The 23,176-nt window shown below is 64.2% G+C and carries 23 protein-coding genes; 16 read left to right on the top strand and 7 right to left on the bottom strand.

The window, feature by feature from the left end; genetic code table 11:
- Window positions 1-51 precede the first annotated feature (51 nt).
- Window positions 52-1,464, top strand: a complete 1,413-nt coding sequence (locus M2339_RS02225; RefSeq protein ID WP_319801030.1) for a methyl-accepting chemotaxis protein — start codon at window positions 52-54, stop codon at window positions 1,462-1,464.
- Between the two features lie 4 nt (window positions 1,465-1,468).
- On the opposite strand, the gene M2339_RS02220 is transcribed toward M2339_RS02225, so the two are convergent.
- Both M2339_RS02220 and M2339_RS02215 read right to left on the bottom strand, forming a co-directional pair.
- Complete coding sequence (locus tag M2339_RS02220; protein ID WP_264606474.1) at window positions 1,469-2,620, bottom strand: Bcr/CflA family efflux MFS transporter; 1,152 nt, start codon at window positions 2,618-2,620, stop codon at window positions 1,469-1,471.
- Window positions 2,621-2,723: 103 nt separating this feature from the next.
- Window positions 2,724-3,275: a hypothetical protein gene (locus tag M2339_RS02215; protein WP_264587641.1), complete on the bottom strand. Its 552-nt coding sequence runs from the start codon at window positions 3,273-3,275 to the stop codon at window positions 2,724-2,726.
- A gap of 534 nt (window positions 3,276-3,809) precedes the next feature.
- Here M2339_RS02215 and M2339_RS02210 point away from each other — a divergent pair.
- The 4 genes from M2339_RS02210 to M2339_RS02195 all read left to right on the top strand — a co-directional run bounded on the left by M2339_RS02210 (window position 3,810) and on the right by M2339_RS02195 (window position 7,173).
- Window positions 3,810-5,678: a ribonucleoside-diphosphate reductase subunit alpha gene (locus M2339_RS02210; protein ID WP_181561483.1), complete on the top strand. Its 1,869-nt coding sequence runs from the start codon at window positions 3,810-3,812 to the stop codon at window positions 5,676-5,678.
- A 261-nt stretch (window positions 5,679-5,939) separates the two neighbouring features.
- Entirely contained in the window at window positions 5,940-6,365 is a 426-nt protein-coding gene (locus M2339_RS02205) for an OsmC family protein (protein WP_264571026.1), read from the top strand.
- Window positions 6,366-6,474: 109 nt separating this feature from the next.
- Window positions 6,475-6,819 carry a glycine zipper 2TM domain-containing protein gene (locus M2339_RS02200; RefSeq protein WP_181560327.1) on the top strand — a complete coding sequence of 115 codons (345 nt, stop codon included), beginning with the start codon at window positions 6,475-6,477 and terminating at the stop codon, window positions 6,817-6,819.
- Window positions 6,820-6,876: 57 nt separating this feature from the next.
- Window positions 6,877-7,173 carry a hypothetical protein gene (locus M2339_RS02195; RefSeq protein ID WP_264587642.1) on the top strand — a complete coding sequence of 99 codons (297 nt, stop codon included), beginning with the start codon at window positions 6,877-6,879 and terminating at the stop codon, window positions 7,171-7,173.
- A 53-nt stretch (window positions 7,174-7,226) separates the two neighbouring features.
- Here M2339_RS02195 and M2339_RS02190 read toward each other — a convergent pair whose 3' ends face one another.
- The gene (locus M2339_RS02190) at window positions 7,227-7,637 is read right to left on the bottom strand and encodes a low affinity iron permease family protein (protein WP_181561484.1); all 411 of its coding nucleotides are present in this window, start codon (window positions 7,635-7,637) and stop codon (window positions 7,227-7,229) included.
- Window positions 7,638-7,809: 172 nt separating this feature from the next.
- On the opposite strand from M2339_RS02190, the gene M2339_RS02185 reads away from it, so the two are divergent.
- The 6 genes from M2339_RS02185 to M2339_RS02160 all read left to right on the top strand — a co-directional run bounded on the left by M2339_RS02185 (window position 7,810) and on the right by M2339_RS02160 (window position 12,694).
- A complete protein-coding gene (locus M2339_RS02185; RefSeq protein WP_264571028.1) occupies window positions 7,810-8,133 on the top strand; it encodes a hypothetical protein in 324 nt (107 codons plus the stop codon).
- 177 nt (window positions 8,134-8,310) lie between these two features.
- Window positions 8,311-9,507: an ADP-forming succinate--CoA ligase subunit beta gene (gene sucC, locus M2339_RS02180; protein ID WP_181560330.1), complete on the top strand. Its 1,197-nt coding sequence runs from the start codon at window positions 8,311-8,313 to the stop codon at window positions 9,505-9,507.
- Complete coding sequence (locus M2339_RS02175) at window positions 9,507-9,956, top strand: GFA family protein (protein ID WP_264587643.1); 450 nt, start codon at window positions 9,507-9,509, stop codon at window positions 9,954-9,956. The genes sucC and M2339_RS02175 overlap by 1 nt, the downstream gene beginning before the upstream one ends.
- Before the next feature lie 49 nt (window positions 9,957-10,005).
- A complete protein-coding gene (locus M2339_RS02170) occupies window positions 10,006-10,752 on the top strand; it encodes an electron transfer flavoprotein subunit beta/FixA family protein (protein WP_264587644.1) in 747 nt (248 codons plus the stop codon).
- A gap of 107 nt (window positions 10,753-10,859) precedes the next feature.
- A complete protein-coding gene (locus tag M2339_RS02165) occupies window positions 10,860-11,789 on the top strand; it encodes an electron transfer flavoprotein subunit alpha/FixB family protein (RefSeq protein WP_264587645.1) in 930 nt (309 codons plus the stop codon).
- A gap of 239 nt (window positions 11,790-12,028) precedes the next feature.
- A complete protein-coding gene (locus tag M2339_RS02160) occupies window positions 12,029-12,694 on the top strand; it encodes a DUF1345 domain-containing protein (RefSeq protein ID WP_264587646.1) in 666 nt (221 codons plus the stop codon).
- 249 nt (window positions 12,695-12,943) lie between these two features.
- On the opposite strand, the gene M2339_RS02155 is transcribed toward M2339_RS02160, so the two are convergent.
- Window positions 12,944-13,729 (bottom strand): 3-hydroxybutyrate dehydrogenase, encoded by a 786-nt coding sequence (locus M2339_RS02155; protein ID WP_264587647.1) that lies wholly within the window; start codon window positions 13,727-13,729, stop codon window positions 12,944-12,946.
- Window positions 13,726-14,904: a patatin-like phospholipase family protein gene (locus M2339_RS02150; RefSeq protein WP_264587648.1), complete on the bottom strand. Its 1,179-nt coding sequence runs from the start codon at window positions 14,902-14,904 to the stop codon at window positions 13,726-13,728. The genes M2339_RS02155 and M2339_RS02150 overlap by 4 nt, the downstream gene beginning before the upstream one ends.
- A 194-nt stretch (window positions 14,905-15,098) precedes the next feature.
- Here M2339_RS02150 and M2339_RS02145 point away from each other — a divergent pair, with 194 nt between their 5' ends.
- Window positions 15,099-15,983, top strand: coding sequence for a neutral zinc metallopeptidase (locus tag M2339_RS02145; RefSeq protein WP_264587649.1), 885 nt, complete (start codon window positions 15,099-15,101; stop codon window positions 15,981-15,983).
- 840 nt (window positions 15,984-16,823) lie between these two features.
- On the opposite strand, the gene dksA is transcribed toward M2339_RS02145, so the two are convergent.
- The gene (gene dksA, locus M2339_RS02140; protein WP_181560338.1) at window positions 16,824-17,285 is read right to left on the bottom strand and encodes an RNA polymerase-binding protein DksA; all 462 of its coding nucleotides are present in this window, start codon (window positions 17,283-17,285) and stop codon (window positions 16,824-16,826) included.
- Window positions 17,286-17,547: 262 nt separating this feature from the next.
- On the opposite strand from dksA, the gene serS reads away from it, so the two are divergent.
- The 4 genes from serS (at window position 17,548) to rimO (ending at window position 22,207) form a co-directional block, all read left to right on the top strand.
- Window positions 17,548-18,825 carry a serine--tRNA ligase gene (serS, locus tag M2339_RS02135; RefSeq protein WP_264587650.1) on the top strand — a complete coding sequence of 426 codons (1,278 nt, stop codon included), beginning with the start codon at window positions 17,548-17,550 and terminating at the stop codon, window positions 18,823-18,825.
- The gene (gene surE, locus M2339_RS02130; protein ID WP_264587651.1) at window positions 18,825-19,598 is read left to right on the top strand and encodes a 5'/3'-nucleotidase SurE; all 774 of its coding nucleotides are present in this window, start codon (window positions 18,825-18,827) and stop codon (window positions 19,596-19,598) included. Before serS ends, surE begins: the two co-directional genes overlap by 1 nt.
- A gap of 112 nt (window positions 19,599-19,710) precedes the next feature.
- On the top strand, window positions 19,711-20,769 hold the full coding sequence (locus tag M2339_RS02125) for a potassium channel family protein (protein ID WP_264587652.1): 1,059 nt from the start codon (window positions 19,711-19,713) through the stop codon (window positions 20,767-20,769).
- Between the two features lie 67 nt (window positions 20,770-20,836).
- Window positions 20,837-22,207, top strand: a complete 1,371-nt coding sequence (rimO, locus tag M2339_RS02120) for a 30S ribosomal protein S12 methylthiotransferase RimO (RefSeq protein WP_264587653.1) — start codon at window positions 20,837-20,839, stop codon at window positions 22,205-22,207.
- 106 nt (window positions 22,208-22,313) lie between these two features.
- On the opposite strand, the gene M2339_RS02115 is transcribed toward rimO, so the two are convergent.
- Window positions 22,314-23,141, bottom strand: coding sequence for a DUF3298 and DUF4163 domain-containing protein (locus M2339_RS02115; protein ID WP_264587654.1), 828 nt, complete (start codon window positions 23,139-23,141; stop codon window positions 22,314-22,316).
- Window positions 23,142-23,176: the final 35 nt, after the last annotated feature.

Genomic DNA, 23,176 nt, shown 5'->3' with positions numbered 1-23,176 from the left:
AACCGCTTGTTCCTAAACCGCCCGTCGAGCGGGAGACAAAAGCGCGTGAACATGACGAACCGGCTGGAAACGACGATCTTGCATGTCGCCGAGCATACCGGCGCGCTCGGCTTGCGCACGCTCGACCTGCAGGTGGACATTGCCGAGCTGGCCGACCGCGTGACCGATCAGGCGTCCATGCTCGAAACGCTCGAAGATGCCGCGATCGCGCTCGGCCAGATGGGCGATGACGTAGGCGCCAATGCCGATCAGGCCCGCGCGCAGGCCAGCACCGCGCGCAAGGTGGTCGATGATTCGAGCACGCAGCTTGCCTCAGCCTCGCAGAATGTGCTGGATCTGATCGATCAGGTCTCCCGCATTCACGAGCGGCTGGATGGGTTCAATCTCGCCCTTGCCAGCGTGAGCGACACCAGCAAGGTGATCAGCGGCATTGCCGGCCAGACTAATTTGCTGGCGCTCAACGCCGCAATCGAGGCCGCCCGCGCCGGCGACGCCGGACGGGGTTTCGCGGTGGTGGCGGCGGAAGTGAAGAAGCTGGCGCAGGAGACGGCCCTCGCCACGCAGCAGATCGAAGGATCGATCCGCGAATTGCGCAGCGAAGCGCAGACCATGCTCGATCGAATCGCTCAAGGCGCGGAAAAGGCCAATGGCGCCCACGCCGCCTCGGGCGAGATCGCCGCGCTGGTCGCGCGGTTGCGGGATCTCATCCTCGGCCTCTCCGGCAATAGCGAGGCGGTGTCGGCCAACATCCACGCTATCCTCGGCTCGGTCGGCGAAATCCGCACCGGCCTCTCCGACCTTGCCGATGCCTCCATCGACAATGCCATCGGCCTCCAGCGGCTATCTACGCGCGTCATCGACGTGAGCGAGGACACCAACCAGCTGCTCCAGTATCTGGCCGAAAGCGGCGTCGACATCCCGGATTCGCCTTATATCCGCTTTGCGTCCGAAGCGGCGGCGGCCATGGCCTCTGCCGTCGAGGAGGCCATCGCAGCCGGCGAGATCACGGCCGATCAGATCTTCACGGAGGATTATGAGCCACTGGCGGGCAGCAATCCGACGCTGTTCAGCCATCCTGCCCAGCCCCTGATCGAGCGGATCGCGGTAGGCTGGCGGGAGGGTGCGCGGCAGTTGCCGGGTCTGGTTGGGTTCAACTGCCTCGATCGCAACGCCTTTTGCACGCTCGCTCTCCCCGTGCAGGGGGCGGAGCAACTCTCCGCAGCCTTGGAGCCAGCGAGCGATCAGGGCCAGCAGGGGCAGATGCTCAATGCGCCCCACATGCGCGCACTGGCACGGACGACCCGGCCGTTCACCGTGCGGACCAGTCGCCGCCCGCTGGCGCAGGGCAGAAGCGGGCTGTTCAAACAGGTGGTGGCGCCGCTCTCCATTACGGGCCAGCATTGGGGCGTCATCGAACTGATCTACCAGCCGCCGCTGGCTGCGCCGCTCACCATCGCAGCCTGACGGCTCAGGCGCGTTGGCGCGGCACCAGATGCCAGGCGCAGGCCGTCGCCATGCCGCCGCAAACCATCAGGGCCAGAGCGAGCGAAGCCGGCTCTCCCGCCGTCACGCGCGAGAAAATCGCCACGATCAGGCCGGCCAGCGCCAGTTGGACGAAGCCCAGCAAGGCCGAGGCCTGACCGATGCTGTGCGGATGGGTGGACAAGGCGCCCGCCTGCGTCTGCGGCTGCACGATGCCCCAACCCATGGTGTAGAGCATCTGCGGGATCACCAGCGCGACCCATATGTGCGGCCAGGCAGAGACGGCGAGCAGCATGAGCAGCGGCCCGGCCGCCTGAAACAGCACGCCGACCCGCAAGGTGCCATCCACGCCCAGGCGACGGACGAGACGATAGGATAGGAAATTGCCGGCGATGAACCCGGCCGTCGCCAGCGAGAGCATTGCCGCATAGCCGGCGGCCGAGACGCCGAGATAGTCGATGATGACTTGCGGCGCGGCGGAAGAAAACAGCAGGATGCCGCTGTAAGCAAAGGCGTTCGCGATGATGTAGGCCATCAACGCGCGCGACCGGGCAAGGCCTGAGAGGGTGCGGAACAAGGCGCGCAGATCAAAGGGGAGCCGCTCTTCGCGCGCCAGCGTTTCCGGCAAGCGCAGGGTCGTCACGATGACTAGCACGCCGCCCATCACGGCCAGTGCCACCAGGGGCGCACGCCAGCCGCCTGTCGCCACCAGAACGCCGCTGATGAGTGGCGCCAGCGCCGGGGTGAACCCCATGATGATGCCGATCAGCGCCAGAGCGCGTGCGGCCTCCTCCCGGCCAAGCTGATCGCGGACCATCGTGCGGGCCAGCAGCACCGCTGCGGCTGCGCCGACGCCCTGCAGCGCACGAGCCGCGAGCAGCATCGGGAAGCTCTCCGCAAATGCACCCAACAGGCCCGCCAGCGTAAATAGCAGCAACCCGCCGATAACAACCGGCCGGCGGCCCAGCGCATCCGCGCACATGCCGCCCAGCAGCTGCGCGATAGCGAAGCTGATCACGAACGCGCTCATCGCCGTCGGCATATGAGTGGGGTCTGCCCCAAGGCCGCTCGCAATGGCCGGCAAGGCGGGCGACACGCCTTCGATGGCGGCCGGCAAGGTCGCCGTCAGCGCGGCCAGCAGCAGGACATGGCCGAGCCGAAGATGCGACGGTGCAGACGCGCCGGGCGCCGCGACGCCGGGCGCCGCCTTGGAAGGATGATCGGTCAGAATGGGGGTCCGTTCAACTGTTGCCGGGGCCGTCCAGCTTGCCGAACCGCGCCTCGAAGCCGGCAGTGTCGCCGCGCGCCAGGAAGCCGGCCTGCTCCACCCAATTGTCGCGCACGATGCGGCCCTTGAAGGTGCCCAGATTGGCATCGACCGTTGCAATGTCCGCCGCGTTCCAGGCGGCGATCTGGTCGAAGCGGGTAATCCCGAGCTCCGTCAGCAGCGTAGCCAGCTTTGGGCCGACGCCCTTGAGCAGGCGCAGATTGTCCGGTGCGCCCACGGCGGCAGGAATGCCGATGGCGTTGGGCGTTGTCGCCGCCGGGGCCGGGGCTGCGAGGGAGTCATCCGGGATCGGTGTCGTCGCGGCTGCGGCCGTCTGCGGCTCCGACTTGCCCTCGAACTTATGCGCGACCTCTTCGGCGATGTTGCGTGCCGCTTCCGTCACCGCGCCCACGGCGGTGGCCGAGGTGTCGATATGGTCCGCCGCTCCGAATCGTGACCGGAAAACCCACACCAGCAGAATGATGAGCGCGACTGCGCCGATGATCATGATGATGCCTTGGGACATGCCGACAATCCTCTATGCCTGACTCTTCGACCGATCCATAAGGCGGCCTCGGTGGATTTGCCAGCATCACGACGGCACGCGTTTCGGTGCGCATCGCCAGGCGCGTCGCGGTGGCCGGCCTTTTCCACATCTTTATTTTTCCGGCCCGCTTTCTGCGCTTGCTTTCCGGCGAGCCCGCGCAGGACCGCGCGTCGCTGCACTGCAACATAAGCCGACGTCGCCCAACCGAGTCATTTCATCGATGAAATGCGCCGCCGCGATCACCATTATACCTTGCATCCGCAATCATCTGTGGCACTATCAATAGTGTTAGGGGTCCGGGGGCTACGCTATAGATTGTGCTTCGTGATGTTCTGGATAGCGCGCCAAGGCGTGTAATCCGGCGGAAGGTCCCGCCGACATCCGAATTTGAGGTCTCTCCGGCCAAGGCTTGACGAAACCGAACGAAGCAAGAACATTGGGGGTTGAATCATGGAGTTTCGGGATTTGCAGGCGGAAGGTTTGGCAGAAGCAACGCTGGCCAGCGAGGGCATCATGGAGACTGTGCGGACAGGCGATGCGCCTGAAAAGGCGCCCAAGAAGGCGGCAGCATCGAACACCATCGACGCCCGCCGCTTCGATGTGGTGACCGATTCCACGCGCGATGCCCTGCTGACGGAGTTCGGCAAGGAGACGCTCAAGGATCGCTATCTGCTGCCCGGCGAATCCTATCAGGATCTGTTCGCGCGCGTCGCGGCGGCTTATGCCGACGATGAGGCGCACGCCCAGCGCATCTACGATTATATCTCCAAGCTGTGGTTCATGCCCGCGACGCCCGTGCTCTCCAATGGCGGCACCGGGCGCGGCCTGCCCATCTCCTGCTATCTCAACAGCGTGGATGACAGCCTGGAAGGCATCGTCAACACCTGGAACGAGAATGTCTGGCTCGCCTCGCGCGGTGGCGGCATCGGCACCTATTGGGGCAGCGTGCGCGGCATCGGCGAGCCGGTCGGCCTGAACGGCAAGACCAGCGGCATCATTCCCTTCGTCCGCGTGATGGATTCGCTCACCCTCGCGATCAGCCAGGGCTCGCTGCGGCGCGGCTCGGCGGCCTGCTATCTGGACGTCTCGCACCCGGAGATCGAGGAGTTCCTCGAAATTCGCAAGCCATCGGGCGACTTCAACCGCAAGGCGCTCAACCTGCATCATGGCGTGCTTATCACCGATGAGTTCATGGAAGCGGTGCGCGAGGGCGCCGAGTTCCAGCTACGGAGCCCCAAGGACGGCAGCGTGCGCGCCACCGTCGACGCCCGCTCGCTCTTCCAGAAGCTGGTCGAGACGCGGCTGGCGACCGGCGAGCCCTATATCGTCTTCTCGGACACGGTGAACCGGATGATGCCCAAGCATCATCGCGACGTGGGCCTGAAGGTCTCCACCTCCAACCTCTGCTCGGAAATCACCCTGCCGACCGGCAAGGACCAGTTCGGCGAGGATCGCACCGCCGTGTGCTGCCTTTCGTCGCTCAACCTGGAAACCTGGGATGAGTGGAACGGCGACAAGATGTTCATCGAGGACGTCATGCGCTTCCTCGACAATGTGCTGCAGGATTATATCGACCGCGCACCGGACGAGATGGCCCGCGCCAAATATTCCGCCGGCCGCGAGCGGTCCGTTGGCCTCGGCGTCATGGGCTTCCACAGCTTCCTGCAGGCGCGCGGCATCTCGTTCGAAGGCGCCATGGCCAAGAGCTGGAACCTGCGCATCTTCAAGCATATCAACGCCAAGGCAAACGAGGCCTCGATGGTGCTGGCGCAAGAGCGCGGCCCCTGCCCCGACGCGGCCGATCAGGGCGTGATGGAGCGCTTCTCCTGCAAGATGGCGATCGCCCCCACCGCGTCGATCAGCATCATCTGCGGCGGCACCTCGGCGTGCATCGAGCCGATCCCGGCGAATATCTACACGCACAAGACGCTCTCGGGCAGCTTCATCGTCAAGAACCCCTATCTCGAGAAGATCCTCGCGGCGAAGTCCAAGGATTCGACCAATGTGTGGAACTCGATCCTCGAGAAGGGCGGCAGCGTGCAGCATCTCGACTTCCTGACCCAGGAAGAGAAGGACACGTTCAAGACCAGCTTCGAGATCGACCAGCGCTGGCTGCTCGAGCTGGCCGCCGACCGCGCGCCGTTCATCGATCAGGCGCAGTCCTTGAACCTGTTCATCCCGGCCGACGTGGAGAAGTGGGATCTGCTGATGCTCCACTTCCGCGCCTGGGAGCTGGGCGTGAAGTCGCTCTATTATCTGCGCTCCAAGTCCATCCAGCGCGCCGGCTTCGCAGGCGGCGTCGAGGCGGACAACACAGCCGAGCTCAAGAAGATCGAGCTGGGCGAGTCCACCGATTATGACGAGTGCCTCGCCTGCCAATGATCCCCCGGATCATCGGCACGTTCCGGCTCGGCACTCTCGCCTGCCAGTAAGGAGCGGGCATCGTCCACTCAATCGATCCCATATGGGCCGGAGCGCATGGCGTCTCCGGCCCATATCTTTGGCGGGCGACGCCCCGCCTCCATGCATTGTCGCCAAATCCTCCAGCAAAGATGGTACGATCTGGCACGCCGCCCTTTAGGCAACCGAGCGCGGGGGGCGTTCGTTCAACGATATTGCGCAACGCGTTCAAGGAGACAGCATATGACCACCCGGACAGCATCGGCTCAATATGAAGGCATGGGCAAGGCCGGCAAAGGCCGCCTCACCACCCAATCCGGCGTACTCAAGGAACAGCCCTATGGCTTTGGCACGCGGTTCGGCGATGAGCCAGGCACCAATCCCGAGGAGCTGATCGCGGCGGCCCATGCCGGTTGCTTCACCATGGCGCTCTCCTTCGCGCTGGAGCGCGCCGGCTATGCGGACGGGTCGCTCGACACCAAGGCTTCGGTCAAGCTCGAACAGGGCGACGGCGGCTTTACGATCACCCGCTCGGACCTGGTGCTGGAAGCCACCGTCCCCGGCATCGACCCGGATGAGTTTGCGCGGATCGCGGAAGAGGCGAAGAAGACCTGCCCGGTCTCGAAGCTGCTCAATGCCGAGGTGACGCTGGAACATCGCCTGAGCTGATCCGGCCCGCGAGCGCACGGCAGGACAGGTTCTGCGAGCCCTCGGAACGACCTCGCCTTCCAGCCGTTATCTCTGCCAACAAGGGCAGGACGATCAGAAAGGCAAGGACATGACTTTCGCAGGATTTCGCACACCGGCCATCGCGCTCGCAGCCGCGACCATGACCCTCGCAGGGTGCAGCGATATGGGACTTGGCGGCGGCCCCGGCTACGCCTCGAACAATGATGGCTATGTGCTGGGCGCCAATGACCCGATCTACCGGGACGACCGAGGCGGCTACTATTGCCGCAAGCCGGACGGTACGCGGGGCGCAATCATCGGCGGCCTTGCCGGTGGCGTTCTCGGCAACATCATTGCGCCCGGCGGCAGCAAGACAATCGGCACGATCATCGGCGCTGCCGGTGGCGCCGTGGCCGGTCGGGCGATCGAACGTGGCGAGGTGCGCTGCCGTTAAGGCCTCACCGGCCAACGCAAACGTGCTTCGCAACATTTTGCAAATCAGGAGAGCATCATGCTGAAAACATTTTTCTATGGAGCGGTCGCCGCCTTCATCGGCTCGAAGCTCAAGAAGATGAACGATGAGGGACGCCTCGAGCCGTACAAGGATCGCGCGCGCAAGCGCGCTCAGGAGCTCAAGGACAAGCTGGCGGAACATCGCCAGACGTCCGAGACGGATACGGCCCGGCAGGGGATCGGCAAATCGCTGTCGTCCGACGAGGCACAAGCCAGTGCTTCGGCGTCGCCGGACGTTTCGAAGCCCGCAAAGGCCCATCCCTGGCCGGTCGATCCACAGGCCATGCCGAGCTAAGCGCTCAGTCCTCCACATAAAACGGGCGCCCGAATGGCGCCCGTTTTGCTTTGTCAGCGCCGCTCGATCAGCCTGTTGAGCTCCACCTGACGCTGGGCGATCAATTCCGGCACCGCGTCGATTTCCTTCTCCAAGGCATCGCGCAGGCTACAAATCTGCGCATCGGTGAGATGCTCGATACCGATATAGCCATTCTGCGCGGATTCAATGGCGCGTATAAGCTCGTCCAGCTTGACCTGCATAGCGCTCGCATCGCGGTTCTGGGCATTCTGGATCAGGAACACCATGAGGAAGGTCACGATCGTCGTGCCGGTGTTGATGACCAGCTGCCAGGTATCGGACCACTGAAAAATCGGCCCGCTGATCCCCCATATGACGATGATGCTCAAGGCGAGAACGAAGGTGAATGGCTGGCCCGTCCAGCTCGCCATGCGGCTGGCGAAACGGGTGAAAAACATCTCGATCATATTGCGCATTCCAGCAGGGAGGATGCGGGGGATGTGTAACCGGTCGGGGCCGGGCTGACCAGCACGCAGGCACGCACACCAAGGTTGCTGCGCCCGCCTGTGCGCCAAGACAGAGCAGCCGAAACGCAGGCTCTAGGCATGAGCCTTCTGGCCGGCTACTCTCCCGCGCATGAAGCTCACCTCCGCCCGCGCGCTTGCCGCCCTCGCCCTGCCCGCAGCCATTTTGTTGAGCAGCTGCGCAACGCCGGAAAGTCGCATTCGCGCAGGGCTCGTGCGCGCTGGCCTCAGCGAGCCGATGGCCGGCTGCATGGCGCGCACCCTCACGGATCGCCTGAGCAATGCGCAGCTTCGCCGGATCGCGACGCTGACCGATGGACGCGGCATCGACCCCAACCGGACGACGGTGAGCGAAATGGTCCGCCACCTGAGTACGCTGGGCGACCCCGAAATCCTGCGGGCGGCAACAGCCTCGGCTATTAGCTGCGCGATCTAACGCACAGACCTGACGTCTTCCAGCCAATCCGACTTGCTACGCCCTGCTTCGAGGGCGCGCTGGTCCACGCGCAATTAGCATATCCGAACCGTCGATTTTGCAACTTTGCAAGTTACGCCGGCGTCGGCTTGGGCTATGGCGCGGCCAACCTCTTCTCAGGCTCAGGATACTGCACCCATGAACATTCATGAATATCAGGCCAAGGAACTGCTCGCGAAATTTGGCGCCCCCGTCCCCGCCGGCCATGCAGCGCTGACCGTGGCGGAAGCCGTCGAGGCCGCCAAGTCGCTCCCCGGCCCGCTCTATGTGGTGAAGGCGCAGATCCATGCCGGCGGGCGCGGCAAGGGCAAGTTCAAGGAGCTCGGTCCGGATGCCAAGGGCGGCGTGCGGCTGGCCAAGACGATCGAGGAAGTCGAGGCGCACGCCAAGGACATGCTCGGCAACACGCTGGTGACGATCCAGACCGGCGAGGCCGGCAAGCAGGTCAACCGCCTCTACATCACCGATGGCGTCGACATCGAAAAGGAATTCTACCTCGCCCTCCTCGTGGACCGCGCCAGCGGCCGCATCGCCATGGTCGCTTCGACCGAGGGCGGCATGGACATCGAGGAAGTGGCGCACTCCACGCCCGAGAAGATCCACACCATCACCATCGACCCGGCGACCGGCTTCATGCCGCATCATGGCCGCCGCGTGGCTGCCGCGCTGGAGCTTTCCGGTGATCTCGCCAAGCAGGCCAGCAAGGTCGCCGGCGCGCTCTACAAGGCGTTCCTCGGCACCGATGCCAGCCAGATCGAGATCAACCCGCTCGCCATCGCCGGCGGCAAGATCCAGGTGCTCGACGCCAAGGTCGGCTTCGACGGCAATGCCCTGTTCCGCCACCCGGACCTGATGGAATTGCGCGACGAGACCGAGGAAGACCCCGCCGAACTGGAAGCGAGCAAGTACGACCTCGCCTACATCAAGCTGGATGGCGACATCGGCTGCATGGTCAACGGCGCGGGCCTTGCCATGGCGACGATGGACATCATCAAATTGAACGGCATGTTCCCGGCCAACTTCCTCGATGTGGGCGGCGGCGCCTCCAAGGAGAAGGTGACGGCGGCGTTCAAGATCATCCTCTCCGACCCGGCAGTGAAGGGCATTCTGGTCAACATCTTCGGCGGAATCATGCGCTGCGATATCATCGCAGAAGGCATCGTCGCGGCAGCCAAGGAAGTGAATCTCTCGGTGCCGCTGGTCGTGCGGCTCGAGGGCACCAATGTGGCGCAGGGCAAGGAAATCCTCGCCAATTCCGGCCTCGCCATCGTGCCGGCCGACGATCTGGGCGATGCCGCCAAGAAGATCGTGGCCGAGGTGAAGGCGCTGGCCTGATGCAAGGCGCGGCAGAAGGCGGTTGCCGCTGTGGCGAGTTGCGCTTCCGGGTGACCGGGGCGCCGCTGTTCACGGCGGCCTGCCACTGCCGCGGCTGCCAGCTTATGACGGCGAGCGCCTTCTCGCTCAGCAGCTGCTATCTCTCGACCAGTTTCGAAGTGATCGCCGGCGAGCCGGTGATCGGTGGATTGCACGGGGCAACCCGGCATTTCTTCTGCGATCATTGCCTGAGCTGGGTGTTCACGCGGCCGGACGGCATGGACGAGATCGTCAACGTGCGCACGACCTTGCTGGACGCGCCGCCGACGGACCCACCCTTCCTCGAAACCTATACCTCGGAAGCGCTACCCTGGGCGGTCACGAAAGCCAGACACAGCTTCGAGACCTTCCCGCCCATGGAGCAATTCCAACCCCTCATGGCGGAATTCGCCAGTCTCGCGCACGGTTGACGTTAACGTGAACGTCAACTAACATTTGAATGTCTTAAGGAGAGCGCAGATGAAAATCCTCGTCCCCGTAAAGCGGGTGCTCGATTACAATCTCAAGCCGCGCGTGAAGGCGGACGGGTCCGGTGTGGACCTTGCCAACGTCAAGCTGAGCATGAACCCCTTTGACGAGATTGCCGTCGAGGAAGCCATTCGCCTGAAGGAAAAAGGCGTGGCGACCGAGATCGTCGCGGTGTCCATCGGCGAGGCGAAGTCGCAGGAAACACTGCGCACGGCGCTGGCCATGGGCGCGGACCGCGCGATCCTGATCACGCATGAGGGCGTGGCCGAGCCGCTGGCGGTGGCCAAGCTCCTGAAGGCGATTGTCGATGAGGAGCAGCCGGGCCTGGTGATCCTCGGCAAGCAGGCGATCGACGATGACAGCAACCAGACGGGCCAGATGCTCGCCGCGCTGCTCGGCTGGGCACAGGGCACCTTCGCCAGCAAGGTAGAGGTTTCGGGCGAGACGGCGAATGTGACGCGCGAAGTGGACGGCGGCCTCGAAACGGTGGCGCTCAAGCTGCCGGCTATCGTGACCACCGACCTGCGCTTGAACGAGCCGCGCTATGCCTCGCTGCCCAACATCATGAAGGCCAAGTCCAAGCCGCTCGCGCAGAAAACGCCGGCCGACTACGGCGTGGACATGACGCCGAGGCTGACGACGCTGACGGTGACCGAGCCGGCCAAGCGGCAGGCGGGCGTGAAGGTGAACAGCGTGGATGAGCTGATCGAGAAGCTGAAGGTGCTTGGGGTCGCCTGAGCAACCGATCACTTTTCCGTTCGTGTCGAGCGAAGTCGAGACACGCCGCGCACAACGCTTCTCGACTTCGCTCGAAGCGAGCGGGATGCGGATGAAGGGACAGGATAATGAAGACACTGGTTCTGGTCGAGCATGACAATGCCACCCTCAAGGATGCGACCCTGCCGGTCGTGACCGCCGCCGCCAAGCTGGGCGAGGTGCATCTGCTGGTCGCGGGCAAGGGCTGCGCTGCGGTGGCGGAGCAGGCGGCGAAGATCGCAGGCGTGGGCAAGGTCCATCTCGCCGATGACGCCGCGTTGGAGCATCAGCTGCCGGAAAATATCGCGCCGCTGATCGTCGATCTCATGGGGCATCATGACGCCTTCCTCGCGCCTGCCACCACCACCGGCAAGAATATCGCGCCGCGCGTCGCCGCGCTGCTCGACGTGATGCAGATTTCGGACATCATTGGGGTCGACGGGCCGGACACGTTCACGCGCCCCATCTATGCCGGCAATGCCATCGCGCAGGTGAAGACGAGCGACGCCAAGCTGGTGATCACCGTGCGCGGCACCGCCTTCGACAAGGCGGCGCCCGAGGGCGGATCAGCCCCGATGGAGGCCGTGTCCGGCACCGGCGATGCTGGCACCGCGCGCTTCGTGTCCGCAGAGGTTGCAGCCTCGGAGCGGCCCGAGCTGACCAGCGCCAAGGTGATCGTTTCGGGCGGTCGTGGCGTAGGCAGCGGCGAGAATTACAAGGCGCTCATCGAGCCGCTGGCCGACAAGCTCGGCGCCGCCGTCGGCGCCTCGCGGGCGGCGGTGGACGCGGGCTTCGTGCCCAATGACTATCAGGTTGGCCAGACCGGCAAGATCGTGGCGCCGGACGTCTACATTGCCGTCGGCATTTCCGGCGCCATCCAGCACCTCGCCGGCATGAAGGACTCCAAGACCATCATCGCCATTAACAAGGACGAGGATGCGCCGATTTTCCACGTGGCTGACGTCGGACTGGTGGGCGACCTGTTCCAGATCGTGCCGGAGCTGACGAGCAAGCTCTGAGGCGCGGGTTGCACTCGGCAGAATGCGGGCGCGTCGCTATTGGACGCGTCCGGGTTCTGCGGGGCCAAGCCGGACTCTGCTAAAGTTCCTAACTTTGGTGCACAGAAGGGCCTGGACGTGACTTGCGTTGTAGAACGGGAAAGTCACGGATTGGTGAGCCCCGACCGGCGATGCGCGCCGGCGCTTACCGATGAAGAAACAAGGTTCGGCAGGCAATTTCGTCCGCTATAGTCGCACCGATGGCTCTTGACCTTGGACGGCGCCTTGCGCCCATACGCTTCCTCGCTTTTGCGGCGATCCTGCTTGTCAGCCTGCCGCTGCTGCATCCGGTTCTGGGCTGGCGTCATGCCATGATGGCGGGATTCGATGTGGCGGCCGGTATCTTTCTGCTGTCCGTCTGGCCTTTGCTGGCCCGCGCCGGGCCGGATCAGATGCGCCAGTCGGCTGCGCGGAACGATGCCAATCGCACCTTGCTGCTGGGGATAACCGGCGCGGTCTCGCTGGTGGTGCTCGTCGCAATCTTCTCCGAACTTGAGAACAGGCACGATCCCGGCGTCGAGGCCATGGCTCTGGTCATCGGGACCCTGGCACTGGCGTGGATCTTCTCCAACATGGTCTACGCCCTCCATTATGCCCATATGTTCTATGTGCGGAGCGAGGGCGACGCGAAGGACGAGGGCGGCGCGGATGCGCGCGGCTTCGACTTTCCCGGCACCAAGGAGCCGACCTATTGGGATTTCGTCTATTTCAGCTTCACGCTGGGCATGACGTTCCAGACCTCGGACGTGGCGGTCACCTCCACCTCGGTCCGGCGCGTGGCGACGATCCACTGCCTCGCCGCCTTTGTCTTCAATCTGGGCGTACTGGCCTTCACGATCAACGTGCTGGGCGGCAGCGGCAACTGAGCCCGTCGCGCCGGCTGCGACACATTGATACAAACTCCGCCGATTGCGACAAAGTCTCGTGACAAGTGGGGGCTATACAGTCTTCATCAGCGTTACTCTCCCACGGCGCTGATACTCTCCCACAGTCCCCGACGGCCCCTCCCTCCCCCAGGGAGGGGCCAAGGACGTTGGGGCTAAGTGCCCCCATCCCAGCTAGATTTGCGAATAGTGCTCCTGCGCGCTTCTATCTAGCTGTCGTAATTCTAGCCCTCAGGCAGCGGTCCAGCCGCCATCCACGCTGATGTTCGCGCCGGTAATGTTGCTCGCGGGATCCGAGCAGAGGAACATCGCGATCGCGGCCACCTGCTCCACCGTCACGAACTCCTTGGTCGGCTGGCCGGCGAGCAGCACATCGTTGATGACCTGCTCGCGCGTCATGTTGCGGGCTTTCATCGTGTCCGGAATCTGGCCCTCGACCAGCGGCGTCCAGACATAGCCGGGCGAGATGCAATTGGCAGTGATGCCAAAGGTCGCCAGTTCCAGCGCGATCGTTTTGGTGAAGCCGGCAAGGCCGTGCTTGGCGGTCACATAAGCCGACTTGAACGGCGAGGCGACGAGGCTGTGCGCGGAGGCGGTCTGGATGATCCGGCCCCATTTGCGCTGCTTCATATAGGGCACGGCAAGCCGGGTGGTGTGAAAGGCGGATTCCAGATTGAGCTTGATGATGAGGCTCCACTTGTCGAGCGGGAATTCCTCCACCGGCGCGACATGCTGGGTGCCGGCATTGTTGATGAGGATATCGACACAGCCAAAGGCCTCCGCCGCCTGCGCCATCATCGCCTCGATCTCCTCCGGCTTGGTGAGATCATGGCCGGAATAGATCGCCTTCGCGCCGCTCGCCTGTTCCAGGGCCAGCCGCTCCTTCTCGATGGCGTCGGCATCGCCAAAGCCGTTGATGACGAGGTTGACGCCCTCGGCCGCCAGCGACTTGGCATAAGCAAGGCCGATGCCTGATGTGGAGCCGGTGATCAGCGCTGTCTTGCCCTTCAAACTCATGCCTGCTTCTCCTTGATCTGACCGGTCAGCGCGAGGTCGAAGGTTGCGCTGCGGCCACTGACGATATTTTCCGCGATAAGCTGGGTCCCGTGCGAGAGCACGGCGGCGACGGCAGCATCGCCCTGCGCCCAATGATCCAGCATCGTGCGGCGCGAAAACTCGAAATCGCGCGCGCCGCTGTGCCAGGCGCGCAGGCGGTGGATGAGATGGATGATGTTGACCGATCCCTCTTCGATCATCCCCGCCAGCCGCCGCGCCTCGGGCGTTTGGGCGACGTCCTGCGGCAAGCGATCCAGCAGCGCGCGGATCGCCTCATGTTCGCGCCGGGCGCGCAGGAAGCGGTCCGTGACCTGCCGGGTGCGGCTGGAATATTGAATGTCCTTCTGTCGCGACCACACATCGCTCATTTCCCGCGGCAGCGGCCCTTCCGCCGGGAAGAGATCGACCTGGAAGATCAGCAGATCACCGGACTGATGCTCGAGCACGTGGCTGAGCGGGGTATTGGAGACCAGGCCGCCATCCCAATAATGGCGTCCATCGATCTCCACCTGCGGCAGGCCCGGCGGCAGGGCACCGGAGGCCATGACATGGCGGGCATCGATCCGGCCCCGCCATTGCGGATCCTGATTGTCGAAATAGACGAAATTGCCGTTCTCGATATCCACTGCGCCTATGGAAAACCGCATGGGACCGTGATTGACCCGGTCCCAATCGACCAGCCGGTCCAGTGTCTCGCGCAAGGGCGCCGTGTCGTAATAGCTGATCGCTTCCGTCGTTCCGGGCGGTGCCCATAGGGGCTGCAAGAAATGCGGGCGGAAGAAACCTGGTACGCCCCCGAGCAGCACGGCGCCGGCGGCGGCGAGATGTGCGCCCTCGCGCAGATGATCGTCCTCGGGCAGGCAGATGTTCGGCAGGCCGCTGCTGACGAGAGTCCAGAACTCGGTCAGACGCGCCACCCATTGATCGGCCGTGTTGCCGGCGATGATGGCGGCATTGACGGCGCCGATGGAGATGCCCGCGACCCAGTCGATCCCGATGCCAAGCGCCGCCAGCCGCTCGATCACGCCGGCCTGATAAGACCCCAGCGCACCTCCGCCCTGGAGGACCAGCGCGACCTGATCGGGCAAAGGGAGCGGCGCATGGCCGCCGCGGCGACGCGGAGTCGGCATATCCATGGTGCGATGCAATATCCCATTCCCCGGCCGTCCACCAGCGCCGAGCGGGGACCGGATGTCGCGATCCCCACAGAATTGCCGGGGCGTTGGGATAGTTCCTAGCCTTGTTGCATTTCACCGTCGCAGCGGGGAGAATTTCCCGACACATCGATCATGGCGTGATCATGCAAGCACGCGCTGGGGAAGGGACGAGAATGCGGCTCGACGACGAACGGGAAAGCAGCAACTACGAGATCCAGCGTGGCGGCGGGGGCGGTTTCGGCGGCGGGGGCGGCAATCTGCTCGGCATGTTGCTGCCGATGATCGGCAGCCGCTTCGGCTGCGGCGGGGTGGTAATCGCGCTCGCCGTGTTCGCCTTCATCAGCTTTAGCGGTGGCGGGCTGCTGACCGGCGGAGATACCTCGCAGCCGGCGACCGAACAGGGCGCTCCTGCGGGTCAGGAGGGAGAGCTGACACAGATGCAGAGCTTCTCGCTCAAGGTGCTCAACACCACCGAACGGGTTTGGGGCGATCTCTTCCGGCAGAGTGGCCAGACCTACAAGCCCACCATCCTCTCCTTCTACGCGCAAAGCGGGCGCTCGGGCTGCGGGGCGGCGCAATCGGCCATGGGACCATTCTACTGCCCGCTCGACGAGAAGATTTATCTCGACACGGATTTCTTCCGGGAACTGCAGCAGCGCTTCGGCGCGCCGGGCGACTTCGCCCAGGCCTATGTGATCGCCCATGAAGTCGCGCATCATGTCCAGCATCTGGAGGGCCGGCTGGATGATGTGAACAAAAGGCAGCAGCAGGTGGGTGAAGCACAAGCCAATGCGCTGCAGGTCCGCATCGAGCTGCAAGCCGATTGCTACGCAGGGGTGTGGGGACGCCGTACCGGTCTGATGGAAACTGGCGATCTTGAGGAAGGCCTGCGCGCTGCCGCCGCGATCGGCGATGACACGCTGCAGAAGGACGCCGGGCGCCGGCCGGTGCCGGACAGCTTCACCCACGGCACCAGCGCCCAGCGCGTGGCTTGGCTGCGTCGGGGCTACGACTCCGGCGACCCTGCCCAGTGCGACACCTTCAGCGGCGACATCTGATCGTCGAAGCGGGCAGGTGATTCGCGAACAAGGGCGACATTGCATTCGATTGCAATGTTCAGCTAGGAGCAAGGCGCCCTCATCCATGATCAGAAAATGGCGGGTTTCTTTGAATTTTTTTCGCTTCTTTGAGGCGATCCCCGGTTGATTCCGTGACCTCTCGCGGGCGCGAGATAAAACCCAGCGGTGAGAGAGATGAAGAAAGTTTCCCCTCCAGCGAAAATTTTTTCTCTTTTAGATCAAAGGCTTATATCTAAATTACATTTTTGCATCAGCGAGTTTCGTTTTTCGCACTTGCAGCAAAAAACGGATGTGCTATTTAGAAACTGCCTTTCAGGCATCCTCTCCTAAGACTCAAGGGGCCGATCTCTCACGAGGTCGGCCCTTTTTTTTTGTATAAAACTGCATTAGGCAGGCCCGTCTCCATCGCTCTTACAAGATTACTTCGGAGAGGGAGCCGCCGGGAAGACCGGCACGGGCGACGGGACAAAGCGGAGGATCGAGCGCTTAGAAGCAGCTCTCCTCCGCTTTTTCGTTTCTGGACATTGGCGCGATTATAGATGCAGCAGAATCCTGCTGTCATTGCGGGCTGACTGCCGTAGGCGGGTGTGAGCGCGCGGGTTAGGGCACAAGGATGCTCCCCGAGCGAAGGCGGCAGCCCGGCACCGTTGACAGCCTCGCGAGAGAATAGAAAGCCCGCGAGCACTGAACCGCGCACGCGCAATCAACGCTAGTTGATCAGTCAGGAAGGCAAGCGGCCGAACGCCGCTCGTCGCCAGCGCACCCTGCTAAGATGCGCGAGCTATCAGGACGAGGGCAGCCAACCGACGGCCGCTATGATCAATCGTCGCGGGAGACTTTTTCCTGCCGTTCGTGGCGCTCCTGCGCCTCGACGGTCATTGTCGCGATGGGGCGGGCTTCGAGGCGACCGAGCGAGATGGGCTCACCGGTCACTTCGCAATAGCCATACTCGCCATCGTCGATGCGGCGCAACGCGGCGTCGATCTTCGAGATGAGCTTGCGCTGGCGATCGCGGGTGCGCAGCTCGATGGACCAGTCCGTTTCGCTGGAGGCGCGATCGTTGAGATCGGGCTCGCGCAGCGGTTCGCTCTGCAGCGTGGCGAGCGTGCCCTCTGCCTCGGCGAGAATTTGCTTTTTCCAATCGAGCAACCTGCGGCGGAAATATTCCAGCTGCAGCGGCCCCATAAACTCTTCGTCTGCGGAAGGCCGATAGCCCTCGGGAAGATCGATCCCCGAGCCTTTCGAGCCGTTTTTATCCGACGAATCTGCAAGCGAGGCCATTCACTTCTCCGCGTCGATCAAGTCGCCGATTTCCGGCGCTCTCGCGGCGCCTATAGAGCGCAGCCGAGAGTGAAACAAGCACTGTTTCCTGCGCATTGAACGATGACTGAACAACGGCCGAATCCGCCGTGAATCGGCGGCCGAACGAGACGAATACCGCTGCCCTCGCCAGGCTTGGGCGGCGGTGCCGGTCGCGTCCCCACCACTGGGAGATCGCTGGCCGCTTGATCGGCCATGGCGCGCGGGGCATAGGCGGTGCGCCATGCATGATATCAAAGCCATTCGGGACAATCCCGCCGCCTTCGACGCCGCCCTCGCCCGCCGTGGCATGGAGCCGGTCGCCGCCTCCATCGGCGAGGAGGACACGCGCTGGCGCGCCGTCGCCACGCAGGTGCAGGAAGGCCTCGCGCGACGGAACGAGGCCAGCAAGGCCATCGGCCAGGCGATGGCGAAGGGCGACAAGGAGACAGCCGAGGCGCTGAAGGCGGAGGTCGCGACACTCAAGACCAGCCTGCCCGAGCTGGAGGCGCAGGAGAAGACGCTGGCGGAGGCCGTGCAGAGCCGTCTTGCCGCCATTCCCAATCTGCCCGCCGCAGACGTGCCCGATGGCGTCGATGAGGCCGGCAATGTGGAAGTGCATCGCTGGGGTACGCCGCGCAGCTTCGACTTCACGCCGCAGGACCATGCCGATTTCGGTCCCGCGCTGGGTCTCGATTTCGAGGGCGCCGCTGCCATGTCCGGCGCGCGCTTTGCGGCGCTGCGGGGGCAGATGGCGCGGCTGCACCGGGCGCTGGCGCAGTTCATGCTCGACCGGCAGACGGAGGCCAATGGCTATACCGAGGTCAATCCGCCGCTGCTGGTGCGCGATGAGGCGGTGTTCGGCACCGGGCAGTTGCCCAAGTTCGCCGAAGACCTCTTCCGCACCACCACCGGCCACTGGCTCATCCCCACGGCGGAAGTCAGCCTCACCAATCTCGTGCGCGAGCAGATTTTGACCGAGGCTGCGCTGCCGATGCGGTTCACGGCGCTCACGCCCTGCTTCCGCTCGGAGGCGGGATCGGCGGGGCGCGATACGCGCGGGTTCATTCGCCAGCACCAGTTCGAGAAGGTCGAGCTGGTGGCGATCTGTACGCCCGATCAGGCGGCGACCGAGCATGAGCATATGCTCAAATCCGCCGAGGGCATTCTTGAGGCGCTGGGCCTGCCCTATCGCCGGATGCTGCTGTGCGCGGGAGACATGGGCTTTTCCGCAACCAAGACCTTCGATCTGGAAGTCTGGCTGCCGAGCCAGCAAACCTATCGCGAGATCAGCTCCGTCTCGACCTGTGGTGACTTTCAGGCGCGGCGCATGAATGCGCGCTACCGGCCCGAGGGCGAGAAGGGCACGCGCTTCCTCCACACGCTTAACGGATCGGGTCTCGCCGTGGGGCGGACGCTGGTGGCGGTGTTGGAGAATTACCAGAATGCCGATGGCAGCGTGACGGTGCCTGAGGCGCTGCTACCCTATACCGGCGGCCTCAAAGTGCTGACGCCGGCCTGATGCGCATCCTGCTCACCAATGATGACGGCGTGAACGCGCCCGGCCTCAAGGTGCTGGAAAAGATTGCCCGCTGCTTTTCCGACGACATCTGGATCGTCGCACCGATGGAGGAGCAATCGGGCGCCGGGCATAGCCTGACACTCTCCCGCCCGCTGCGCCTGCGCGAGCATGGCGAAAAGCATTATAGCGTCTCCGGCACGCCCACCGATGCGGTGATGATGGCGGTGGGGCATCTGATGAAGGACCAGAAGCCCGACCTGCTGCTCTCCGGCGTCAATCGCGGCGCCAATCTGGGCGAGGACGTGACCTATTCCGGCACCGTCTCGGCGGCGATGGAAGGCGCGATCTCCGGCGTGCGCTCGATTGCGCTGAGCCAGGTCTATGCGCGCGAGGGGCTGGGCGACAGCATCCCGTTCGAGGCGGCCGAGGCCTGGGGCGAGCGGGTGGTGCGCGCGCTGCTCAAACAGGATGCGCTGGAACGCACGCTCATCAACGTGAACTTCCCCGCCCTACCCGCCAGCGCGATCAAGGGCATCAAGGTCGCGCGGCAGGGCTTCTACGACATCGACCGCACCCGCATCGTGCCAGGCACCGATCCGCGCGGTTATGATTATTTCTGGTTCGGCCTGCATCACAGCGACTCAGCTCCGGAAGCGAGCGACCTCGCGGCGGTGGCGGAGGGTTATGTGTCCGTGACGCCGCTGCATTACGACCTGACGCATTACGATCTGTTGACGGCGCTGGAAGAGGGGCTGGCGGGGGCCGTGGAATAACGGCAGTGGTCTAAAGCCGCTCCTCTGCAGAGGAGGGGAGAAGGTTCGATCCCATGCCTGCCGCGCCCACCTCGCCTTGCACCCTGCCCTCCCCGCTGGCACAAGACCGGTGATGTTCCAGCGCGACGATCCCCGCGTGCCGCCGCGCGCCTTTTTGCGACGGCGCTCGTCCCTGCCGGTCTGGGCCGACCTCGCCTGGCGGGTGGGCGCGATTCTGATCCTCGCGACGTTCGTTCTGATGGTTCACTGGTTCGAGCGGGATGGGCTGCGCGACAATCTCGACGGGGAGGTCAGCTTTGGCGATGTCGTCTACTTCACCGCCGTGACGGTCACCACCGTGGGCTATGGCGACATCGTGCCGGTCACGGACCGGACGCGATTGTTTGAAAGCATTTTCGTCACCCCGGCGCGCATCTTCGTCTGGCTGATCTTTCTTGGCACGGCCTATCAGTTCGTTTTCCGCAATGTTTGGCACAGGTGGCGCATGTCGCAGATCCAGAAGTCCCTCACCAACCACATCATCGTCGCCGGCTTCGGCACGAGCGGTTCCGAGGCGGTGCGGGAGCTGGTGGCGCGCGGCACAGACCCACGCTGCATCGTCGTCATTGAGCGCAGCGACGAATCACTGGCGCTTGCGGAGGCGGCTGGTTGTAACATCCTGAAAGGGGATGCGACGCGCGACCAGACGCTGATGGACGTGCGCGTTCAGGAAGCGCAGGCCATGATCGTTTCGGCTGGCCGGGACGACACCTCGATCCTTGTGACGCTGACGGCCCGCCACCTCGCGCCTGACATCCCGCTGAGTGTCGTCGTGCGGGCGCCGGACAATGAGTCGCTCGCCCGCCAGGCCGGTGCGACGACGGTCATCAATCCGGTCAGTTTCGCCGGATTGCTGCTCGCCGGTTCGTGCCAAGGCGCTCATATCGCCGATTATATGGCCGATCTTGCCGCATCGGGCGGGCGCGTGCAGCTGCGCGAGCGCCGCGTCACGCAGGCCGAGGTGGGCGAACCGCTGAGCGCGATCCAGACCGGCTTGGGCGTGCGGCTCTACCGGGCCGGGCGCGCCTATGGCTTTTGGGAGCCAGAGGCTGCGATGCTCTACGCGGGCGACATGATCATCGAGATCATTCCCAACGACGGCAAAACACCGCCCAGCCCCAGCCCGGCGTAACGGCGCAGATGGACCGCGCGGGACGACTCGCCTTTTGCTTGCCGGCGCCCTATATGCGCGCGCAATCATGGCATTGAAAATTCCCGACGCGCCCAAGGTGGGCATGGTCTCGCTCGGCTGTCCCAAGGCGCTGGTCGATTCAGAACGTATCCTCACCAAGCTGAGGAGCGATGGTTACGCCTTGTCCCCGGACTATGATGGCGCGGACGTGGTGCTGGTGAACACCTGCGGTTTTCTCGACAGCGCCAAGGAAGAAAGCCTCGAGGCGATCGGCGAAGCCATCGCCGAGAACGGCCGCGTGATCGTCACCGGCTGCATGGGCAATGAAGCGGAACTGATCCGCGCCCGCTTCCCGGAGGTGCTGGCGATCACCGGCGCACATCAATATGAGGACGTGGTCAATGCGGTGCACGATGCCGCGCCGCCCGTCCCCAATGCCTTTGTCGATCTGGTGCCCGAAGGCGGCCTCAAGCTCACCCCGCGCCATTATGGCTATGTGAAGATCAGCGAGGGCTGCAACCACAGCTGCGCCTTCTGCATCATCCCCGACCTGCGCGGAAAGCTCGCCAGCCGGCGGATCGACGCGGTGCTACGCGAGGCGGAGAAGCTGGTCGCGGCGGGCACCAAGGAACTGCTGATCATCAGCCAGGACACTTCTGCTTATGGGGTGGACGTGCGCCATGAGGAGCGGTTGTGGAAGGGCGAGCCCGTCCGCACCCATATGACCGACCTTGCCCGCGCACTCGGCGGCCTGCGCACGCCACAGGGCGAGCAGCCCTGGGTGCGGCTGCATTATGTCTACCCCTATCCGCATGTCGACGCGGTGATCCCGCTGATGGCGGAAGGGTTGCTGACGCCCTATCTCGACATCCCCTTCCAGCACGCCGCGCCCAATGTGCTGCGCGCCATGAAGCGCCCCGCCAACGAGGCCAAGGTGCTGGAGCGCCTGCGCGGCTGGCGGGAAATCTGCCCGGATATCGCGATCCGCTCCAGCTTCGTCGTCGGCTTCCCCGGCGAGACGGAAGCGGACTTCCAGTATCTGCTCGACTGGCTGGAGGAAGCGCAGCTCGACCGCGTCGGCGCCTTCCGCTTCGAGCCGGTGGAGGGGGCCCAGGCCAATGCCCTGCCCGACCATGTGCCGGACGAGATTAAGGAAGAGCGCTTCCAGCGGATCATGGACGCCTGCGCGCGGATTTCAGCAGCGAAGCTCGCCGCCAAGATCGGCCGCACGTTGCCTGTTATTATTGACGAGGTTGGCGAACCGGATGAGGACGGCAGTGTCGGGGCGACCGGCCGCAGCCAGGCTGACGCGCCGGAGATCGACGGGCATGTCTATCTGCGCGATGTCGATCCGGGGCTCGCGGCGGGTGATTTCGTCTCGGTCGAGATCGAGGATGCGGACGAGCACGACCTGTTTGGCGTGCCGATTTCGGTCTGACTAAGCTTTCCAGCCTCCCGTTTGTGTCGAGCGAAGTCGAGACACGCCGGCGCTGGTTTATCGTGTCTCGACTTCGCTCGACACGAACGGAAGGTGGTTCTGAAGGTTACTGCGCCGCCGCGAAGGCTCCCTTCCACGCCGGCTTCACCGCGCCCAGCACTGCCGCATCCACCGGCACTTCGATCTCGTAAATCCCTTCCGCATAGGGCCCGGCTTCATAAGGCATGATCACGAAGTGAAGGCGGTTGAGCGCGCCGCCACCTGAGGTCGCGGCAATGATCGTCTGCTTGGTTGGATCGACACATTGGTCGAATTCGGGGATCGGGCTGCCCTCCCCGCTGCCAACGGGCTCTCCGCGCCGCTTGGTGCGCTCGGCGTTCAAAGCCGCGCAGAAGCGGTCTTTAACGGCGCGGCCTAGCGCAGCAATGTCGAACAGGTCGCCGGCCTCCAGCGCCTTGTTCCCGGCCTTGTCCCAGTAGAGAACCTTGACCAGTGGCATGCCGTGCGCGCCGCCCGTATAGCTATAGCCTTCGCTGCGCAGAACGAGCAGCGTCGGCACGTCGGCTGCCACGGACCAGTCCTCGGTGTAGCTATAGCCACGGAAGGGATAGCCGGCTTCCTTTGCGGAGGCTTCTTCTGCCCGGATGCCGTCCTCCGTTTCCTTGCGCTGCTTCTCCGCGCTCTCCTGCAGCATGGCATCGAGCGGGGCGATGGCAGCGGCCGCGGCAGGCCAGCTGACGCGAAATTCGGATTCGCCCTTGGTGAACGCCACCGACTTGCCCGCCACCGCGTTGGCCTGCATCGCATTGGCGGGCTCTGCGACGTTCACCGCATTCTCGACCGGCACCTGCATATTGTTGGCGACGGTCTCATTGCCGCAGGCGGCCAGCGCGATGCACAGGCTGAGCAGAGCGGTGGACTTGATGGGGGCCATGGGGCAATCCTTTCACGAATGGGGCGAGCCTAACG

This window comes from Sphingobium sp. B2D3C (genome assembly GCF_025961835.1).
Classification (GTDB): Bacteria; Pseudomonadota; Alphaproteobacteria; order Sphingomonadales; family Sphingomonadaceae; genus Sphingobium.
This window is presented reverse-complemented; position numbering and strand designations above follow the sequence as displayed.

Excerpts from the sequence above, each read along its gene's own strand:
- M2339_RS02160 (WP_264587646.1), top strand. The coding sequence starts at position 12,029 with ATGGCTCTTGACCTTGGACGGCGCCTTGCGCCCATACGCTTCCTCGCT.
- M2339_RS02200 (WP_181560327.1), top strand. The coding sequence starts at position 6,475 with ATGACTTTCGCAGGATTTCGCACACCGGCCATCGCGCTCGCAGCCGCG.
- serS (WP_264587650.1), top strand. The coding sequence starts at position 17,548 with ATGCATGATATCAAAGCCATTCGGGACAATCCCGCCGCCTTCGACGCC.
- M2339_RS02205 (WP_264571026.1), top strand. The coding sequence starts at position 5,940 with ATGACCACCCGGACAGCATCGGCTCAATATGAAGGCATGGGCAAGGCC.
- M2339_RS02125 (WP_264587652.1), top strand. The coding sequence starts at position 19,711 with ATGTTCCAGCGCGACGATCCCCGCGTGCCGCCGCGCGCCTTTTTGCGA.
- rimO (WP_264587653.1), top strand. The coding sequence starts at position 20,837 with ATGGCATTGAAAATTCCCGACGCGCCCAAGGTGGGCATGGTCTCGCTC.
- M2339_RS02195 (WP_264587642.1), top strand. The coding sequence starts at position 6,877 with ATGCTGAAAACATTTTTCTATGGAGCGGTCGCCGCCTTCATCGGCTCG.
- M2339_RS02210 (WP_181561483.1), top strand. The coding sequence starts at position 3,810 with ATGGAGACTGTGCGGACAGGCGATGCGCCTGAAAAGGCGCCCAAGAAG.
- M2339_RS02175 (WP_264587643.1), top strand. The coding sequence starts at position 9,507 with ATGCAAGGCGCGGCAGAAGGCGGTTGCCGCTGTGGCGAGTTGCGCTTC.
- M2339_RS02155 (WP_264587647.1), bottom strand. The coding sequence starts at position 13,729 with ATGAGTTTGAAGGGCAAGACAGCGCTGATCACCGGCTCCACATCAGGC.
- M2339_RS02215 (WP_264587641.1), bottom strand. The coding sequence starts at position 3,275 with ATGTCCCAAGGCATCATCATGATCATCGGCGCAGTCGCGCTCATCATT.
- M2339_RS02225 (WP_319801030.1), top strand. The coding sequence starts at position 52 with ATGACGAACCGGCTGGAAACGACGATCTTGCATGTCGCCGAGCATACC.
- M2339_RS02165 (WP_264587645.1), top strand. The coding sequence starts at position 10,860 with ATGAAGACACTGGTTCTGGTCGAGCATGACAATGCCACCCTCAAGGAT.
- M2339_RS02115 (WP_264587654.1), bottom strand. The coding sequence starts at position 23,141 with ATGGCCCCCATCAAGTCCACCGCTCTGCTCAGCCTGTGCATCGCGCTG.
- M2339_RS02185 (WP_264571028.1), top strand. The coding sequence starts at position 7,810 with ATGAAGCTCACCTCCGCCCGCGCGCTTGCCGCCCTCGCCCTGCCCGCA.
- surE (WP_264587651.1), top strand. The coding sequence starts at position 18,825 with ATGCGCATCCTGCTCACCAATGATGACGGCGTGAACGCGCCCGGCCTC.
- M2339_RS02145 (WP_264587649.1), top strand. The coding sequence starts at position 15,099 with ATGCGGCTCGACGACGAACGGGAAAGCAGCAACTACGAGATCCAGCGT.
- M2339_RS02150 (WP_264587648.1), bottom strand. The coding sequence starts at position 14,904 with ATGGATATGCCGACTCCGCGTCGCCGCGGCGGCCATGCGCCGCTCCCT.
- M2339_RS02170 (WP_264587644.1), top strand. The coding sequence starts at position 10,006 with ATGAAAATCCTCGTCCCCGTAAAGCGGGTGCTCGATTACAATCTCAAG.
- dksA (WP_181560338.1), bottom strand. The coding sequence starts at position 17,285 with ATGGCCTCGCTTGCAGATTCGTCGGATAAAAACGGCTCGAAAGGCTCG.
- sucC (WP_181560330.1), top strand. The coding sequence starts at position 8,311 with ATGAACATTCATGAATATCAGGCCAAGGAACTGCTCGCGAAATTTGGC.